This is a genomic window from Alkaliflexus imshenetskii DSM 15055 (assembly GCF_000517065.1).
GTDB classification, from domain to species: Bacteria; Bacteroidota; Bacteroidia; order Bacteroidales; family Marinilabiliaceae; genus Alkaliflexus; species Alkaliflexus imshenetskii.
Genome location: NZ_KI912105.1, coordinates 2,137,382 through 2,154,762, shown reverse-complemented (window position 1 = coordinate 2,154,762; position 17,381 = coordinate 2,137,382). Strand labels below are relative to the sequence as shown.

Genomic DNA, 17,381 nt, shown 5'->3' with positions numbered 1-17,381 from the left:
TCTAACGCTTTAATCTATATCTTCAGACAGATGCGAATAACCCCTTACCTTTTTAGATGATCAGCAGATAAAACCTGCAAATAGGCCTTGCCCTTTAAACTATCGGCTGCAGCCGCCTCACCTTCAAAAACAATGAATCGGTTGGCACGGTTATCAAATACCTGATACATCGTAGGTGTGATAAAACCAAATGCATCCGGATAGGTAAAAAAGGCAAACTCCGAAACCGTTTCAGCCATAAGGTTCTTGCTAAAATCAAACCCGTTGGTACTTAGGTCGAGCTGATTAAGCAGTGTAGAGACCATATCCGTTTGACTTCCCAGTGTTTTAACAACTGTATCTTTTTTGGCAATAGCTCCACCTGTCCAAAGCATGGGTATATGGTAGCGTTCTTTCATCTGCGAAGTAGCTCTTAATGGTCCGGGAACACCATGGTCGGCAATAAGCACAAACAGCGTATTCTCCCATAAGCCAACACGTTTGACAGTATCAATGAATTCGCCGAGACAACGATCCGTGTAATGAATCGAATTTAAATACGGATCGTCAAAGACTTTTTCCATCGGCACATCAAAAGGCTCATGACTACTTAGCGTGAAATAAAACTTAAAATAGGGCTCTTCAGCCTTTTTCATCTCTTCAGCAAGACGCTGAAATGTGTACTCATCATGAACGCCCCATTTTTGACCATGAGAGGATCGTGGAAAATCACTTATTGAAATTATCTGATCGAAACCAGCAAGCGTCACAAAGGAGTTCATCCCCTTAAAGCCGATATCGCCACCATACATATAAGTCATATCTCCATAACCAGCCTCGCGCATACGCTCGGGTAAAAACGAGAGTGATTGAGACTTTGCTGGATACTGAATTATTGAATAAGCCGGCATTACCTGATACCCTGCAAGGGTAGCTACCAAGCCCTTATCAGACCGGTCACTGGCTGCGTAGATATTTGAAAAAAGCACACCTTCGGTTACCAACTTATCGAAATTTGGCGTTACCGGATTGCCTCCTAAGCGCCCTATGACCTGTGTAGAAAAACTCTCCAACAGAATAATGACCACATTGGGTCTCTCTGTATTGATGATTTTTTGTGTGGCTCCCTCTGTGTAAACAGTCTCAAGAAACAATGCTTTCGCTTTCTCCTCATCCATGAACTTATAATGGCGGGTACGAGCATCCACACGCTTGAAACTGTAAAACAAATTCCAAAGCGGATTTATGGCAGCATGGTTGGCATACATGTGTCGTGAAAAATAGGCAACACCAGTATTTATAGGTGCCACACCAAAACTTCCGCGAATTGGAATTATCATCAATGCACCTAAGAACAATACGACAAATGCCGCAATGGCAGCATTTAGAAACTTTAACCGCTTGACAACAAAGTTCTCTGAAACCCATCTCCGATAAACAGCGATAAACAGTGCTGACAAAACAAACAAGCCGGCACCAAACAGCAAAACCTCCCACCATCTAAGCGAAGCTAAAATAATACCCGGAGTTTTTAAAAACCCAAAAGCTTCTGCGTCCAGATGGCGACCCCAGTAGGCATATAAATGGATGTTGGCAAGCAACAAAGCAGAAAATGCACCTACTAATGTGTAGTGAAGCCAATTGAGATGAATATATACAAACCTTCGAAAAACTAACAGAGTAACAGCCTGATGCACACAAGTTAAAATAAGAACGTAACCAGTCATAGACAAATCCAATCGCAACCCCACAAGAAATGAAGCAGCCATTGCACCAAATGAGGCATCGCCTGCATACGACAAGTTAACCAGAATAAAACCCAGCCGGAAAATGGCAAAAAACACCAACCAGAATATGGCAGATTTAAGAAAATACTTTAAGAAATTTAGCATACGTTTAAATTATTCAAATCTTTCACAGACACATTCCTGCACGTAACGATTGAAGTTGATTGATTCTATTCTCCTCAAATTTCTACACGACAGATTTCATTATGGTAAAACCGCTCTAATGAGGTACATGCCAATTAAAAAGCATGAACAAATCTGGCAAATGAAACCCCTTCAAATATCAGCAGCACAACACAATCGGTGTATAAGAAATGCATTTGTTTCTAAAATTAAAAAGCAAAAGTATTTCTTTTATCAGACATGACAATTAATTATGCGGTTAATTATAGATTATTCAGTTCGAGTTGTTTAATTTAATGATTTGGTTCTAGTGAAAAAATAGAACAAATACTTTTTGCTTCTCACAACAGATTGCGCCTCTATTCAAATAAAAACGAATAGGAAAATGTTTATTATATTTAGAATATCATGCAAAACAAATGAATGTCAAAGCTATCTTCAAATATATCTTGAATGGAAAATAATGAGATTCTATTTTCAATTATAACCGTTGTGTACAACGATGAAAAGAACATTGAAAAAACCATACAGAGCATTGTTAACCAAACGTATGCGAACTTTGAATACATTGTTATTGATGGAAAATCAACAGATAACACTCACCATACAATCAACAAATACAAAAACAAAATAACCCAAATTGTATCGGAGTCTGACACAGGTATCTATAATGCAATGAATAAGGGAATTAACCTTGCAAACGGACGATACACACTATTTATGAATTCCGGCGACACCTTTGCCAGTCAAAACACCTTAGAATTAACCTCAAAAATCATTCGTGATAATGAATGTGATGTTTTATATGGCAATGTGATTAAAGAGAAGAAGCAAATGTTAGTAGAAATAGAAGCAGAAGAACCTCAAAATAAGCATCGGATGTATTTTTGTCATCAAAGCGCATTTGTAAAGACAAGCCTGCTCAAAATATTTCAATTTGATGAAAAGCTCAAAATGAGTGCTGATTTCAAGCTTTTTAAAACACTCTACAAAAACAACTACACATTTGCGAAGGTAAATATTCCCATTGCCATTTTCGATACAAAAGGGGTTTCAAATTTCAACAGATCGGCAGGACTTAAAGAAAACATCCATATTATAAACGAGTGCGATAAAGGGTTGGAGTGGATACGGCTTATGATGCGAATATATCCGACTTACCTGCTGTCGAAGCTAAAATCTAAATAATCTTGTAATTCCATCTCTTTTAGCAGGTACTCCTGCCAAATGCTGAAAATCTTGCAAAAAAAGGAACAATAGCTACTGAGCAATGGGTCATGGCTGGTTAGAACCGATAATCCAAGCCAATATTCACACCAAAGCTATTATAAAGATCACCAAAGTCATACCCTAAGGCGCCATTAAGGTTTAGTTTCTCTAACAGCCAATCTCTGTAATTCACCTTAATATATGAGTGATGTTGGTATTTACTCTCTTCGAAAAAATAGTCGGGAGTGAGTTCCCAGCTGTAACGGCTCCGGTACTTTTCGGCCCAATGGCCGTAATTAGCTGTCATGGTAAGCTTAAAAATGTAGTCCAAACGAGTTGTAACGTCACCCATCAAGCCCAAATGCAAGGCTCTTACCCGGTTGTTGATGAAAATCCCATGATTGTTGGGCGACCAGTTTGGAGCATAAGCCCTTACCATTGAGTAGGTATGAAAGAGTGGCGTCCCCATCGATTGTCCGTGATAGGAATATCCTCTGTAGTACATGCCATTGTTCAGATTGTCGGCTCGCCCACCAAAAATATGACCCTGATTGAAATGAGTTTGCCAATAATCTTCAAACGACCTGGCACTCCAGCCTCCTTCCGGCCGGGGTATTCCGGTGAAATTATCGTCCATATATTTTTCCCAATCGCTTACAAGCCAGGGGAAAATCAGTTGCCCAACTTTGGCTGGGTCTTTTGTAAAACCGACAGGGTACAGTGGATCCGGTATTCCCTCTCCCGATTGGTGATCTGTCTTAACAAACTCCACCAACATCTGCTTAACAAAGCGGCTGTTATTAAGTTTGAAATGCCAGATGAAGTTGTAATCCTGATTGCGTCTGAAAGCATGTTTCAAAACATAACCATTGCGATCGGTGAATGGCTTGCGCATGCCCAAATGCATCGAACCGAAATCAAAATCGGCATCAATCCCAAAATCCCAAAACCCCTCATGCCCGCCGGCAGCATTGGTTAGCTCGCCGCCACCTATCTTCTCGGAGCCTTTTGCCCAAAGCGTTGCCCAAAAGTCAACCGGTATTTTACTTCCATCATAACGCTCGCCGCCAAACAACGCAGAATGCGTAAGCCCTCCATAAGGCTTGATATGATATTTACCAATCCGCACATACGCAAACTTTTCATGATGAAGTACATTGCCTGTTATCCGCGGTTGTGGTTCTTCATTTAAAACTCCCTGGCTTAAATAGCCTTTAACTTCGAGCCAACCGAAAGTGTAGGGTACCTGTATAAAATCAAAAATACCAATACTAATTTTCGGTACAGGGCGTGCATTTGAGCCAAGCAGATAGGAACCAGAGCTTATATGGTCATAAGTAGCGTGTGGCGCGTAAGCCTTTTTTCCAATTACAAAATCGATAAACGAAATTTTGCCGCTAAGATAGAGCTCATGCAGAAAACTTGCATTTGCGGGGTTCCGAACAACACCTGCAACGCCGGCATCGAGCGTAAAATTTTTCATCCGAAGCAATGACATCTCCACATCTCCCAAAATCATTGCATCGGCCTTGCCCAATGGATCAATCACGCCCCATTGGTTTGCGTGCATCCATAAAGGCTTTAGTTCAAAAGAAGAAAAACTGGCCATTGTAGATATGCCGGCGTCCACTTCAACCTGAGCTTTAGCGATAAATGTAATAAACAGAATTGGTATGATAAATAGCTTTTTCAAAACGGAGGAGTCTTTTCAATGGTTAAAAAAACACTAAGATATTCATTTAAGGCCGATTAGACAACCCTTGCCTATGCTTCGGACTAAAATGAAGTTCTACAAATTTCTCTATAAAGAGAGATCATTTGAGAACTGAGCGTCTCAGGCTGGAACTTTTGGAGGTGTACAAGCCCGTCAGAAACCATTCTCCCGGCCAGTTCGCTATCATTAAGAATCTGGGTGATGTAACTGCTCAGCTGGTCAGAGTTAGATGGATTAAAATATAGTGAGCCCGGACCACCGGCCTCTTCCAGACATGATCCGGTAGCACCAATAACCGGTACTCTAGCCGAAAGCGCTTCTAAAAGAGGAATGCCAAAACCCTCAAACAAAGAAGGATAGACAAACACCTTCGCCATCTGATAAAAAACAGGTAAGTCTTCAAATGGTACATTGTTCAGGATAGAAACCTTATTTGATAGGCCATTGGCATGGATATAGGTGCGTACACTTTTGGTATATGCCGTTTCGCGACCAATTGCCACCAATCTGATACCTGATTGTAAGCGCTTCATTGCTTTAACGGCAACCAGCAAATTTTTTCTGCTCTCTATACTACCTACATAGAGGATAAATGGTTCATCGAGTGCGTATTTTTGAATAACGCGTATACGAGACTCCTCTGATGCAGCTATTCCAAACACAGGATTACACCCTTGGTAGACCACCGAAATCTTTCTTTCATCAATACCAAAAAAACTGATTACGTCGCGTTTGGTAGATTCACTGACAGCAACAACGTGCGTAGCGTCGGTACAAGCCTTTTTAAACTTGTACTTATAAATTGCCCGGTCGATGGGTTTATAGAACTCAGGATATCGAAGAAAAATCAAATCGTGAATGGTAACAATTGATGGCACTTTACTGCTGCGTATATTGAGGGGGAGTTCATTGCTCAATCCATGAAAAAGGTCTATACCCCTTTCCTGTAAAGTTTTAGAAACCCAATAAGAGCGCCAAAACGACCGCAACTTTCGATGGTGAAACATCTCAGGAAGATGATAATGCACCGATGGACTGCTTTCAATTTGCTGACGGAGGTGATCATGTCCCTGTGATGGCGAGAAGAGCAAATAATCATTCTCTGGAAAATAACGGCTAAGTCCATTCACTACAAAACGGCTGTAGTTCCCCAATCCCGTGGCATTATGTGTAATTCGCTTGGCATCAAAAGCTATTCGCATGGTATTTGTATTTCTTGTTCCTATCCAGACAACTTTACTTTGGTATAAAGATAAGTAGATATATTTTTCACAATTCTCAAAATGGCGGAATAATGACTTAAAAACCTCATCATCAAAACAATCTTTATGTACCTGACAAAATTAAGGTGTCCCCTGTCAAAGCCCGCGAAAGAACAGAAAAACGTCTTTATCTCCTTTATTTCATCAACCATGACGATTGATCTATCCATACGAATAAAGCGCTTAAGTACCGTAAATGTAAGATTAACAGTTTCTGCAGTAAACCGTTTCATGTCACTTATCAACCATGGATGATTCTGCATAAAAAAGAACCGCTCTTTAACAGATAGAAAAAAGTGATACTCGCCTCTGGGACTAAAATTACGAGATAGACTGTTTGCAATATGAACATATTGATACAATGGTTGGCTAGTTTGGTAAACCCCTTGCGCGCGCATGAATACCTTATACATAATCGCATAATCCTCATAAATTCGTCCAACTGGAAATAAAATACCTTGAAACAACGCTCTCTTATATAACTTATCCCATGGGTAGCTCTTTATTTCCTTATCATATATTAACAGCTGAAGAGCCTCATTACCTGAAAGTACTCTTTGATATCGCTTTAATGAACCATACTGTTTAGTCCTCTGACCTACAAAAGTAACCCAATGTCCACAGATGCTGATATCGCTATTGCTGGATACCAGACCGTGAAACAAAACTTCTATCATTTCCCTATCCGGGATGTCATCACTATCCACAAAAGCAATGTAGTCACCGCTGGCAATCATCAAACCGGCATTTCTGGCCGATGATACGCCTCCATTGTTTTGATCAATGATTTTAATTCGCGAATCATTTGTTTGAAAATCAGCAATAATGGTTGATGTGCCATCCGTAGAACCATCATTGATAACTATAATCTCAAGTTCCTGATAAGATTGGCCACAGACAGCAGTCAAACACTCAACAATTGTTTTTTCGGCATTATACGCAGGTATAATAACAGAAATCAAAGGCTTCACCATACTTTATCCCTACCCCTTTAAATACTTCCTCAATCCATCTTCACACCACCTTGATTGTGACAATTTCACCTGATTAATAACATCATGATGCTTGGCCTCATCATCTTTTGACGCTTCTGGATGCCAGAGATGATAGGCAATACCTCCCATTTTAAGAAAACGCTTTTTTTTGCCGGCATAAATCAACCGATAAGCAAGCTCGGCGTCTTCATGTCCCCAGGAGGTAAGTGTTTCGTTGTAGCCATTTACATCAACCAAATCCATCTTCCAAAAGGCCATGTTGCATCCCCTTAGGCGGTCTACTTTTTTCTGTCCGTAGCGCGGCGCGAGAAATCGACGCAACGGTGAAAACCGAAAATTATTCAAAAAGTACTTAAATCCTCCGGACAGTGGGCTGCTACTAAATGTTTGATTCTTAAAAATTTTGGAACTACTCTCTTTGTCAAGCCCTACCCGGCTTCCACAAACAAAACATCCAGGCCGGGCCGTTTCAACATGATCCTTTATAAAATGGCGATGAAGAATAATGTCACCATCAATCTGGATGATGTAATCGCCAACACTCGCAGCAATTGCCTTATTTCTAATGGTTGTTAAACGGAATCCTATGTCTTCATGCCAGATGTGAACTATTGGTACACTCGAAACAGCCTTAAGACTCTCAACAAGCAGCCGGGTGTCGTCGCGTGAACCATCATCGGCAATAATAATCTCATCAGGTTGAACCGATTGTTTTAATGCGCTTTCAACTGATAGCTTCAATGCCTCTTTCCAGTTGTATGTGCTGATTATGAGAGAGACAGATGGTTTTGTACTTTGCATAAATCAGGGAGATTACTTAATGTAACCGAATAATTTTAATTACGATATTGAGATTCTGCCATCTTTGCTAGCGTGTCAAATTTGTACTGCGCTTTATATATTGAGAATAAAAACCCAGGCATTCCATCGCGAAAACCGCCTTTAAAAAAATACAATTTTATAAATCGGAAAAATGGTGAAACAATGATGTGACCAATGGATACTTTCTGATTGGCACGTCGAACAACTTCTGCGGAAGAGTAAACATTGTTTTTAGTCAGAATCTGTTCAATTCTATCGTTAGCCAAATGCTCCATTGCCAGCCCAACATATTTGGCAGGTATTTTAATGATTTTACCTTCTATTATTGGATGTGAATGGATATAAGGAGGCCAAAATGTCGCATCCTTTTTTACAAAGCGCAGGTTGTAGTCTGGATATGCTATACGCATAAAACGACCCATAAAATAGTTCTTTCGGGGAATAAATATTCCGGCTGGGCAGTCCTTTTTATCTAATTGATTGTATAAGTACTCCTTAAGTGCAGCAGGGATAACTTCATCGGCATCAACCACAAGAATCCAATCGTATTGCGCTTGCTGTATGGCAAAGTTTCGTGCTGGTTCTACATACTTTTCCTTGGCATGATATACTATTCTGCAACCATATTTTTGAGCAATTTCAATTGTTCTATCCGTGCTGTGCATATCACATATCACAACTTCATCAAAGGATTTTACCGATTCCAATACTTTATCCAGATGCTGTTCTGCATTATATGTGTTTATTACTACTGAAATCTTCATCCTTCAAAATTGTGTCAGGTTAACGTTGCAACAAAAAATACAGGCAGTCTGTATACCATTAACGGTTTAAAACTGGTATATTATTTAAAGGTTCAAATATATTACACCATTTAGTAATTTAACTATCACGAAGCATTAATTTTTTCGTAAAAACTGTATAAAAAAATCCCGTCGATGCGGGATTTTTTTATGTTCAGAATAAGCTATAGGCAATACCCATTGTCAATTCTTCAACGATACAATCTGTTCAATCCTAGCTTCAATCATCTCTACGGTAACAGACTCCATGCAGGCAAAGTCACCTCTGAAACAGGGTTTATTACCAAAAACGGAGCATGGTCGGCATTCCAAATCTATTTGTACTGCGTTATCCGGTTTTTGTCCCCAGCCGTAAAACCCGGCGTATGGATGTGTGGCTCCCCAAACGCTCACTACCGGCGTCTCTACCAAGCTGGCAAGATGCATGTTGGCTGAGTCCATCGAGACCATTAAATCAAGATTGGCAATGGCTTTTAACTCTTCGTCCATACTCAACTGGCCTGCCAGGCAATGCACATTGACAAACTCCGAAGCCCACTCTTCCAGCGTAGCTTCTTCTTCGCCTCTTCCTCCAAACAGAAACACTTGATATCCTTTACCATCGAGAATCTCTACCAATCGGTGCATCTTCTCTATAGGCCACATTTTCCATTGATGTTTGGCATAGGGCGCCACCCCTATTTTGGCACCACGATTATTAAGTGCGCTGTGTGGAACGGTGTCGGCATCAGCATTGTAAATGTCTCGCCCGGGAAAACCAACCAATGGAAAATTCATACCTGCCTTAATAAACACATCACGATAACGCTCAAATGTTGGCTTAAGCTGAACAAGTTGTTTGTTCTCCTTTGCGCAAAGAGCCTTCTTGTCTTGCCTTCCTTTATCAATGCAAAGCACTTTTGCTCCTGTTAGCCGGAACATTGCTCCTAACACATAGCTTCTTAAAACGCCATGTAAATCAGCAACCATCTTATAAGGTCCCAGTTCACGTAGCCGCTTAAACAATTGGTAAAGACCTTTTAATCCCTTGTGCTTTCCGCCAAAATCAACAGATACAAATTGCACCCTAGCAATTGGTGTAAAAAACTTCTGTGCAAAGGGACGGGATACAAAAACAATATCATGCTCAGGGTATTGTTGCAATAACGACCAGATGACCGGTACAGTCATTGCCACATCACCCAATGCGCTAAATCTGAATATCAGAATCTTACTTCTACTGCTCACTTTCCGGTTTTATAAAGTACGGGGTTTAAAGCCGGATCATTATACATTTTCATCTGTTTGTATAACTTCATATACTTTTTGCCCGATTCAATATTGCTTAGTAACTCATCAATGGCTCCACTTAAATCAACACGCTGGGTAAGCAATACATTCAACTTTTGCTTGCAACCGGCAATGTGCTCTGTGCTTGCATTGGTTCTAAGTGTTTCCTGCTCCATGTGGTAAATCTTCAATGCCAGAATACTCAACCTATCCACAGCCCAGGCTGGTGTTTCGGTGTTTAACCCTGCTTCCGGTTTTGGTTTAACATCCTTAAATTTATCCATAAAATAGCCATCGATATACTCAACCAAATCCGTTCTGTCTTGATTGGACATATCAATACGACGCTTAATTTTCAATGCCTCGATGGGATCAATCTGCGGATCGCGAATGATATCTTCAAGATGCCATTGAACCGCATCAATCCAGTTTTTTGAGAACAGCAAAAACTCAATACTACCCTGATTATATGGGTTTACAGGTTGTGCGTCTACATCGTCGGTTACATGGTACAAGGCTGTAGTTTCGCCAAAAATTCTGTTACAAAGCTGACTAAAACTCATATTGCAGATTTTTTAATGATTACTAATAAAACAAAGGTATTATTTTTACACAATAATTATGCCCTTGTGATGGCATAAAGCTACCAACAAGGGCATTAAAGGAATTGAGACGTATGTATTGGATCCTGTGTCTACAAATCACCTGCTTCTGAAGGCGTTAAGCGCGGATTATCCATGAGCACCGTCATCTGATTTTCACGACACTCCACTACGCCCTGACGACAGTTAAAGAATCGCTCCACTCCGTCTTTACCAATGACCCGGATACGGCCGGCAATAAGCGTGGATATAATAGGCGCATGATCGCGAAGCACCGTGAAGCGACCACTGGCTCCGGGCACTTCAACCATCCCGACAAAACCCTCAAACAGAATCTCTTCGGGAGTAACTACCTCTAAATAAAGATCCATCATTTTCTTCGGGCCTCCTTCAATAGTTTTTCTCCTTTTTCGATGGCCTGCTCAATAGTACCAACCAGGTTAAACGCGGCCTCGGGATATTTATCCAGTTCACCCGACAGAATCATGTTAAACCCTTTAATGGTATCTTCAATGGAAACCCTTGCGCCCTTTAGTCCTGTAAACTGTTCAGCCACAAAAAAGGGCTGTGACAAAAAGCGTTGCACCCTTCGCGCCCTGTGAACAACCACTTTGTCGTCTTCGGAGAGCTCTTCCATTCCCAGAATGGCAATAATATCTTGTAACTCTTTGTATCGTTGGAGAATTTCCTTCACATTCTGAGCTGTACGGTAATGTGCCTCACCCACTATTTCGGGAGTTAGAATACGTGATGTGGAGTCAAGCGGGTCAACCGCAGGATAGATACCCAATTCGGATATTTTGCGGCTTAACACCGTAGTCGCATCAAGGTGAGTAAATGTAGTAGCAGGAGCCGGGTCGGTAAGGTCATCGGCCGGCACATACACCGCCTGCACCGATGTAATGGAACCATTTTTGGTAGATGTGATACGCTCTTGCAGAGCACCCATTTCAGAGGAAAGGGTGGGTTGGTACCCTACTGCAGAAGGCATACGTCCCAATAGAGCCGATACTTCGGAGCCAGCCTGAGTAAAACGGAAAATATTATCGATAAACAAAAGCACATCGCGACCGGCACTTTTGCCATCACCATCACGAAAACCTTCGGCAATGGTTAGTGCTGAAAGAGCTACACGCGCACGCGCTCCAGGGGGTTCATTCATCTGGCCAAAAACCATCGCCACCTGACTGTTTCGCAAAGCAGACATATCTACCTTGTCCAAATCCCATCGTCCCTCCTCGAGGCTTTTCTTGAATGCTGGTCCATAATCTACAATGCCCGATTCAATCATCTCTCGCAGCAAGTCGTTACCCTCTCTGGTTCGCTCACCCACTCCACCGAAAACACTTAAGCCGGAATAGCCCTTTGCAATATTGTTTATCAGCTCCTGAATCAATACCGTTTTCCCCACACCTGCGCCACCAAACAGACCGATTTTTCCACCCTTGGAGTAAGGCTCAATCAAGTCAATTACTTTAATGCCGGTGAAAAGGATCTCCGCCTCGGTAGAAAGATCTTCAAACCTTGGAGCAGGTCGGTGAATGGGAGCTTTGGGAGCATTTTTTACTTCGCCAATGCCATCGATGGCACGCCCAACAACGTTTAGCAAGCGTCCTTTTACCTCATCGCCCAGTGGCATACTGATTGGACTTCCCTGCGAAATCACAGTCATGCCCCGCTGCAGACCATCGGTTGAATCCATTGCAATGCATCGGATGGTGTGTTCGCCAATATGCTGCTGGCATTCGATAACTACTTTATTGCCATCATCAGCAAGAATATCCAGCGCTTCGTCAATTTGCGGAAGTTCTGTGGCGAGTATGTCAAATTCTACGTCCACCACGGGACCGATAACCTGAATAACCTTTCCGGTAAGCTGTGCCATCTGATTAAAATTTTTATACGTATGGAGGTAAAAGTTACAAATTAATTCCGGAATTATCTGAATGGTTGGTTTTTTTAATCAACTTTTCTCAAATCCCTTTACCTGCAATTAATGCAGGTTCACGCAACAAGATTGGTTTTATTACAGAAATAAAACAAAAAATCATGCTACCCCTATACGGCTAAATTGGAATCGGGTTTTAAAATGTACCAGAAAAATAGAGTCTGAGGTAATAATAGATTCAAACACCTGAGTTGATTGGAACATTCAACCTGCCACACAGCAAAATACGAAGATATAACTACCGGGATCGTTCCATCAACTGATGCGCAAATGAAGCCAACTCACTTTTAACTTCCTGATTTCCTTCAATCAGACTCAGATGCTTCAACGCGCTCTGATAGTATTTATCCATCAATTCTCGTGCGTTCTGCCCTACACCTGCCTCTTCGTAAAGATTGCGCACTGCGGTAATTTTCTCTTCGCGATTAAACTCTTTGGCATATATCCATTTTTCCAGCTCCTTACGCGATGTGACTGAAAGATTGTTCAGTGCATTGATTAGGAGAAAGGTTTTCTTATTGTTAACGATATCACCTCCAATGGCTTTCCCAAAAGTTTCGGAATCACCATATACATCGAGCCAGTCGTCCTGAAGCTGGAATGATATTCCGATGTTGGTTCCAAAACGGTAAAGATTACTGCGCTCATCGCTTGATGCACCGCCAATAATAGCTCCAATCTCGAGACTGCCACCAATTAGTACGGCAGTTTTCAAACGTATCATGTTAATATACTCATCCTCAACAACACTATTTCGTGTTTCAAACTCCATATCGTATTGCTGACCCTCACACACCTCCATGGCTGTGCGGCTGAACACTGTCAACACATCCGGCAAAGCTGATTTTGATATGCTGGCAATATGCTGGTATGCTTTAATCAGCATGGCATCGCCGGATAAGATGGCGGTATTCACATTCCACTTTTCATGAACCGTCTGGTGGTTACGGCGCATTTGCGAACCATCCATTATGTCGTCGTGTAAAAGAGTAAAGTTATGAAACACTTCAAGCCCCAAAGCGGCATGCATACAATCTTTTAATTGCGACATATCGAAAAGTGCGCAACCGGCCAAACAGAGCGCAGGGCGAATTCTCTTTCCGCCTAACGACAATATATAAGTAACAGGTTCAAACAAACCGGCTGGCTCCCGGCCAACTTCCATATTTGAGAGTGCGGATTCTATCTCTTCCTGAAAACTTTGAATGTATGCCATAATTGTGTGGTTTTGGGTTATTGTTCGCCTTGTATAGAGTTATTAACTGGTTTCTTTGATTCTATTACCAAATCATCAATCTCAATATCTTCATCTTCATTGTAGATGGTAAGCAATGGCTCACGGAACGATTGGTTGGTGATTAACCTTTCAAGTGTGAGTAAAAGCGATGGCAGCAAAATAAGGTTAGCAAACAAGGCCACGAGCAGTGTAAATGCCACTAGTAAGCCCAAAGCCACAGTACCACCAAACTCTGACATACTAAATATGCCAAAGCCAAAAAACAAAATTATGGAGGTGTAAATCATGCTCAACCCGGTCTCTTTTGTTGCAAGAACTACTGCGGCACGTATGCTCCAGTTGGTTTCTCTGAGTTCTTGCCGGTACTTGGCTAAAAAGTGAATGGTATCATCCACCGAAATACCAAAAGCGATGCTGAAAACCAATATTGTGCTGGGCTTAATGGGTATGCCAAAATAGCCCATGAGTGCGGCTGTCATCAATAGCGGAATAATATTGGGAATTAAAGACATAAGCACCATACGTTTGGAACTAAACATCCATGCCATAAACGATGCGATAAGCACTATTGCCAATGACAAACTAATAAACAAATTGCGAATCAGATAGTTTGTACCCTTAAAAAAGACCACACTGGCACCGGTTATCAATGTATCATACTCCTCAGCCGGAAAAACATCTTCGATAATGGCACGCACTTCTGTGTCAAGCTCGCCCATACGGGTAGTTCCAATATCGGCCATGCGGAGGCTTATGCGTGTTTTCTGCCGCGTAGAGTCCATAAAAGCACTCATTAGTCCGGTTGTGTCACTTCCGCCTCCCTGCATATATGACAATATAAAATTGCGCTCCCTGCTATTGGGCACACCATAAAAATTGCTGTTGCCATTGTAATATGCCTGTCGCGAAAACTTTACAAGTTCAAGAAAGGAGAGGGGGCGTGAAAGAACCGGAATGGAGTCAAGTCGCTCCTGCAACAAATCCATTTTCTGCATGTTGGCACTTTGCATCATTCCATTGGGGCGCCGTGAATCAATTAGAATCTCCAACGGCATCAGACCGCTGAAATGCGACTCAAAGAATTTAAGATCCTCATACAGGGCGTGTTCATGAGGTATGTCGTCAAGCATATAGCCGGTGGTTTTGATGCGTGAAATTCCATAAAGTCCAACAATTAGCATTATGGCGGTTACCACAAACACTTTACGTCGATGATAGAGTGAAATGTGCATTAACTTCTCAACTACCTTTACCATTAACTTGCGATCCAAATGCTTGATATGCCTTTCCTGCGGGTCGGCCAAAAAGCTGAAGATAATCGGAATAAGCAGCAGAGAAAGAATAAAAACCACCATTATATTGATAGCCGCTACAATTCCAAACTCAACCAGGATGCGGCTGCTGGTAAATACGAAGGTGGCAAAACCACTGGCTGTTGTCAGGTTGGTTAAAAAAGTGGCATTGCCAATTTTGCGAATCATCCGCTGGAGCGACTTTATTTTGTTTCCATGCTTGCGGAACTCCTGATGGTACTTATTCAGCATAAAAACTGAATTTGGGATGCCGATTACAATAATGAGCGGTGGTATCATTCCGGTGAGAATGGTAATTTTAAATCCAAGCAACGCCTGACTGCCCAGCGCCCAGATAACGGCTGTGCCCACCACAAGCATGGAAAACAATACCACTTTAAATGATTTGAAGAACAGGAATATGATGAGTGCAGTTACGCCAAGTGCCAGCAGTATAAACATGTTTAATTCACGTTTAACCATCTCGGCTGTTTCTACTCTTATAAATGGAAGTCCCGAGTAACGTAGTTTTGTGCCATTACCACTCTCGTATCTGTTACCGGCTGCTTTAATCTCTTCAATTAGTTGAACCCTGTCAGGACTTTGCAAAATTTCTGGAACCAACATCACGGCCATCATATAGGCGTTGGTTTCCTTATTGTATATCAATTCTTCGTAGAATGGCAGATTCTCAAAAACCAGACGCAGCGAATCAATCTCTGCGGCCGTTTCAGCAGTGGCAAACAGAGGTTCAGCCCTAAAACTTCGCTCTTCCTGACTTCGAACCAGATTATAGGCATCAGCTGCTGAAAAGACAGAACTCACGCCTCGAATTGCCTTTAACTCAGCAGCCAAAATCTGCCATCTGTTAAAATGCTCTTTCTCAAAAAATGAAGCGTCTTCAACGCCCAAAACCAAAAGGTTTCCTTCGTTGCCAAACAATTTTACAAAATACTCATACTCAAGGTAAGTTGGATCGTCTTCGGGCAGCAAGGGCGCATATTGATATGACATCTCAATGCGTTGAGCCTGAAACGCCATAAACACAGTTATGGCACCCAGAATAAACAAAATTGGCAAACGGTTTCTAAGAATGGTACTGGCAACTCTAACCCACATATTTGTTTGTATTAACCTCTATATCCGCAAAAAGATGCGAATTTAAGCAAAAAATAAGAAACTGTTTTAAATCACCTTTGAGAGAAAAATCCGAGCCATGTAAATAACAGATAGCAAACAGAAAGCAAACAGTAGACACCCTGCTATAAAACCTGGGTGTAGAAGAAGGTTTAAGTCAATTTTGTTGGTGCTTATGTTTCTTTTCTGAGTCTGTCAGCTTAATCAAACTCCTGTTTTCATTGAAGCGGAAAGATGATCTAACTGAGTCCGCAAATCTCACTTACAATTTGTAAGATACCCCTTTTTCAACACACTAAAATTCATTTTTGCATTTTTCTTTCATATTAAATTCATGCCTGTTAGCCAGCACTTTACCTGCAAACATCTATGTTAACCAAAATCTTAAAACCTGCTCACATTCTGAAAAATTGTAAAAAAAGAAACCAAATAGTTTTCTCTCCGTAATATTGGTCAGGTAAAAAGAGAAAGGACACAATTCTATGAAAAAGCATTACTTATTGTTATTGCTTCTCATGCTTCCCATGTTTTCAATGGTAGCGCAGGAGGCAAAGTTTAAAGCCGTGTTCACCCTAAATTTCATACGATACATTGGGTGGCCTGAATCGTCCCTACAGGGAGATTTTGTAATTGGAGTTGTACGTGACCGCGAAATTGCAGACTGGATTCGAAGTCAATCCGAAGGAAAAAAGTTTGGGTTTCAAGATGTCGTTGTTAGAGAATACAGAAGCATCGACGAAGTAGAAGGCTGTCAGGTGATTTATGTATCCTCATCAATTAACTTACGGAGCAATTCAGAAGCGCTTATTAATAAGGCCCGTCAAAAAAACAGCCTGATAATAACTGATTCTGAAGGTGCAACAAATCATGGTTCGGCAATTAATTTTGTAGTTCGCGACGGCACATTGCGGTTTGAGCTACACAAAGCAAATGCTGCACGAATGGGGTTGCAGTTTAGCTCAAGGCTTGAAGGAATGGCTGCAGCAATCAACTTGTAAAACCTGTGCAAAGGCCATCAACTGTATTTTTATTGATTGCATCAGTCAAAAAGAGAAGAGTACTTTTAAGATTAAATGAATTATGCCATTTTTTCAATAAAGGTTTCTGTATCTCTTTGATAATTTTGCTAAATTGCCGACGGCAAAATAGTGTGTTCAGAATAAACTGATTTATCGCAATTTACGAATTAAACCATATAGCTT

At 41.3% G+C, this 17,381-nt stretch carries 14 protein-coding genes; 2 read left to right on the top strand and 12 right to left on the bottom strand.

Going from position 1 to position 17,381, the window contains the following annotated elements:
- Window positions 1-44: 44 nt before the first annotated feature.
- Window positions 45-1,871, bottom strand: coding sequence for an LTA synthase family protein (locus ALKIM_RS0109020; protein ID WP_026474347.1), 1,827 nt, complete (start codon window positions 1,869-1,871; stop codon window positions 45-47).
- A gap of 471 nt (window positions 1,872-2,342) precedes the next feature.
- On the opposite strand from ALKIM_RS0109020, the gene ALKIM_RS0109010 reads away from it, so the two are divergent.
- The gene (locus ALKIM_RS0109010) at window positions 2,343-3,077 is read left to right on the top strand and encodes a glycosyltransferase family 2 protein (protein WP_026474346.1); all 735 of its coding nucleotides are present in this window, start codon (window positions 2,343-2,345) and stop codon (window positions 3,075-3,077) included.
- A 97-nt stretch (window positions 3,078-3,174) separates the two neighbouring features.
- On the opposite strand, the gene ALKIM_RS0109005 is transcribed toward ALKIM_RS0109010, so the two are convergent.
- The 11 genes from ALKIM_RS0109005 to ALKIM_RS18115 form a co-directional block, all read right to left on the bottom strand.
- On the bottom strand, window positions 3,175-4,791 hold the full coding sequence (locus ALKIM_RS0109005) for a hypothetical protein (protein WP_026474345.1): 1,617 nt from the start codon (window positions 4,789-4,791) through the stop codon (window positions 3,175-3,177).
- Window positions 4,792-4,874: 83 nt separating this feature from the next.
- Window positions 4,875-6,014 (bottom strand): glycosyltransferase family 4 protein, encoded by a 1,140-nt coding sequence (locus tag ALKIM_RS0109000; RefSeq protein ID WP_026474344.1) that lies wholly within the window; start codon window positions 6,012-6,014, stop codon window positions 4,875-4,877.
- Between the two features lie 20 nt (window positions 6,015-6,034).
- On the bottom strand, window positions 6,035-7,048 hold the full coding sequence (locus ALKIM_RS18125) for a glycosyltransferase (RefSeq protein WP_052345502.1): 1,014 nt from the start codon (window positions 7,046-7,048) through the stop codon (window positions 6,035-6,037).
- A 9-nt stretch (window positions 7,049-7,057) separates the two neighbouring features.
- A complete protein-coding gene (locus tag ALKIM_RS0108990) occupies window positions 7,058-7,870 on the bottom strand; it encodes a glycosyltransferase family 2 protein (RefSeq protein ID WP_026474343.1) in 813 nt (270 codons plus the stop codon).
- Between the two features lie 35 nt (window positions 7,871-7,905).
- Complete coding sequence (locus tag ALKIM_RS0108985) at window positions 7,906-8,655, bottom strand: glycosyltransferase family 2 protein (protein ID WP_026474342.1); 750 nt, start codon at window positions 8,653-8,655, stop codon at window positions 7,906-7,908.
- A 222-nt stretch (window positions 8,656-8,877) separates the two neighbouring features.
- The gene (locus ALKIM_RS0108980) at window positions 8,878-9,921 is read right to left on the bottom strand and encodes a glycosyltransferase family 9 protein (protein ID WP_026474341.1); all 1,044 of its coding nucleotides are present in this window, start codon (window positions 9,919-9,921) and stop codon (window positions 8,878-8,880) included.
- A complete protein-coding gene (locus ALKIM_RS0108975) occupies window positions 9,918-10,526 on the bottom strand; it encodes a DUF4254 domain-containing protein (protein ID WP_026474340.1) in 609 nt (202 codons plus the stop codon). The genes ALKIM_RS0108980 and ALKIM_RS0108975 overlap by 4 nt, the downstream gene beginning before the upstream one ends.
- A gap of 131 nt (window positions 10,527-10,657) precedes the next feature.
- Window positions 10,658-10,939, bottom strand: coding sequence for a FoF1 ATP synthase subunit delta/epsilon (locus tag ALKIM_RS18120; RefSeq protein WP_044117846.1), 282 nt, complete (start codon window positions 10,937-10,939; stop codon window positions 10,658-10,660).
- Entirely contained in the window at window positions 10,936-12,450 is a 1,515-nt protein-coding gene (gene atpD, locus ALKIM_RS0108965) for a F0F1 ATP synthase subunit beta (RefSeq protein WP_026474339.1), read from the bottom strand. Before atpD ends, ALKIM_RS18120 begins: the two co-directional genes overlap by 4 nt.
- Before the next feature lie 301 nt (window positions 12,451-12,751).
- Window positions 12,752-13,729: a polyprenyl synthetase family protein gene (locus ALKIM_RS0108960; RefSeq protein ID WP_026474338.1), complete on the bottom strand. Its 978-nt coding sequence runs from the start codon at window positions 13,727-13,729 to the stop codon at window positions 12,752-12,754.
- A 17-nt stretch (window positions 13,730-13,746) separates the two neighbouring features.
- Window positions 13,747-16,161 (bottom strand): efflux RND transporter permease subunit, encoded by a 2,415-nt coding sequence (locus tag ALKIM_RS18115; protein ID WP_044117845.1) that lies wholly within the window; start codon window positions 16,159-16,161, stop codon window positions 13,747-13,749.
- Between the two features lie 500 nt (window positions 16,162-16,661).
- Here ALKIM_RS18115 and ALKIM_RS0108950 point away from each other — a divergent pair, with 500 nt between their 5' ends.
- The gene (locus ALKIM_RS0108950) at window positions 16,662-17,177 is read left to right on the top strand and encodes a YfiR family protein (protein WP_026474337.1); all 516 of its coding nucleotides are present in this window, start codon (window positions 16,662-16,664) and stop codon (window positions 17,175-17,177) included.
- The last annotated feature ends 204 nt before the right edge of the window (window positions 17,178-17,381 follow it).

Excerpts from the sequence above, each read along its gene's own strand:
- ALKIM_RS0109020 (WP_026474347.1), bottom strand. The coding sequence starts at position 1,871 with ATGCTAAATTTCTTAAAGTATTTTCTTAAATCTGCCATATTCTGGTTG.
- ALKIM_RS0109010 (WP_026474346.1), top strand. The coding sequence starts at position 2,343 with ATGGAAAATAATGAGATTCTATTTTCAATTATAACCGTTGTGTACAAC.
- ALKIM_RS0109000 (WP_026474344.1), bottom strand. The coding sequence starts at position 6,014 with ATGCGAATAGCTTTTGATGCCAAGCGAATTACACATAATGCCACGGGA.
- ALKIM_RS18125 (WP_052345502.1), bottom strand. The coding sequence starts at position 7,048 with ATGGTGAAGCCTTTGATTTCTGTTATTATACCTGCGTATAATGCCGAA.
- ALKIM_RS0108990 (WP_026474343.1), bottom strand. The coding sequence starts at position 7,870 with ATGCAAAGTACAAAACCATCTGTCTCTCTCATAATCAGCACATACAAC.
- ALKIM_RS0108985 (WP_026474342.1), bottom strand. The coding sequence starts at position 8,655 with ATGAAGATTTCAGTAGTAATAAACACATATAATGCAGAACAGCATCTG.
- ALKIM_RS0108975 (WP_026474340.1), bottom strand. The coding sequence starts at position 10,526 with ATGAGTTTTAGTCAGCTTTGTAACAGAATTTTTGGCGAAACTACAGCC.
- ALKIM_RS18120 (WP_044117846.1), bottom strand. The coding sequence starts at position 10,939 with ATGATGGATCTTTATTTAGAGGTAGTTACTCCCGAAGAGATTCTGTTT.
- atpD (WP_026474339.1), bottom strand. The coding sequence starts at position 12,450 with ATGGCACAGCTTACCGGAAAGGTTATTCAGGTTATCGGTCCCGTGGTG.
- ALKIM_RS0108960 (WP_026474338.1), bottom strand. The coding sequence starts at position 13,729 with ATGGCATACATTCAAAGTTTTCAGGAAGAGATAGAATCCGCACTCTCA.
- ALKIM_RS18115 (WP_044117845.1), bottom strand. The coding sequence starts at position 16,161 with ATGTGGGTTAGAGTTGCCAGTACCATTCTTAGAAACCGTTTGCCAATT.
- ALKIM_RS0108950 (WP_026474337.1), top strand. The coding sequence starts at position 16,662 with ATGAAAAAGCATTACTTATTGTTATTGCTTCTCATGCTTCCCATGTTT.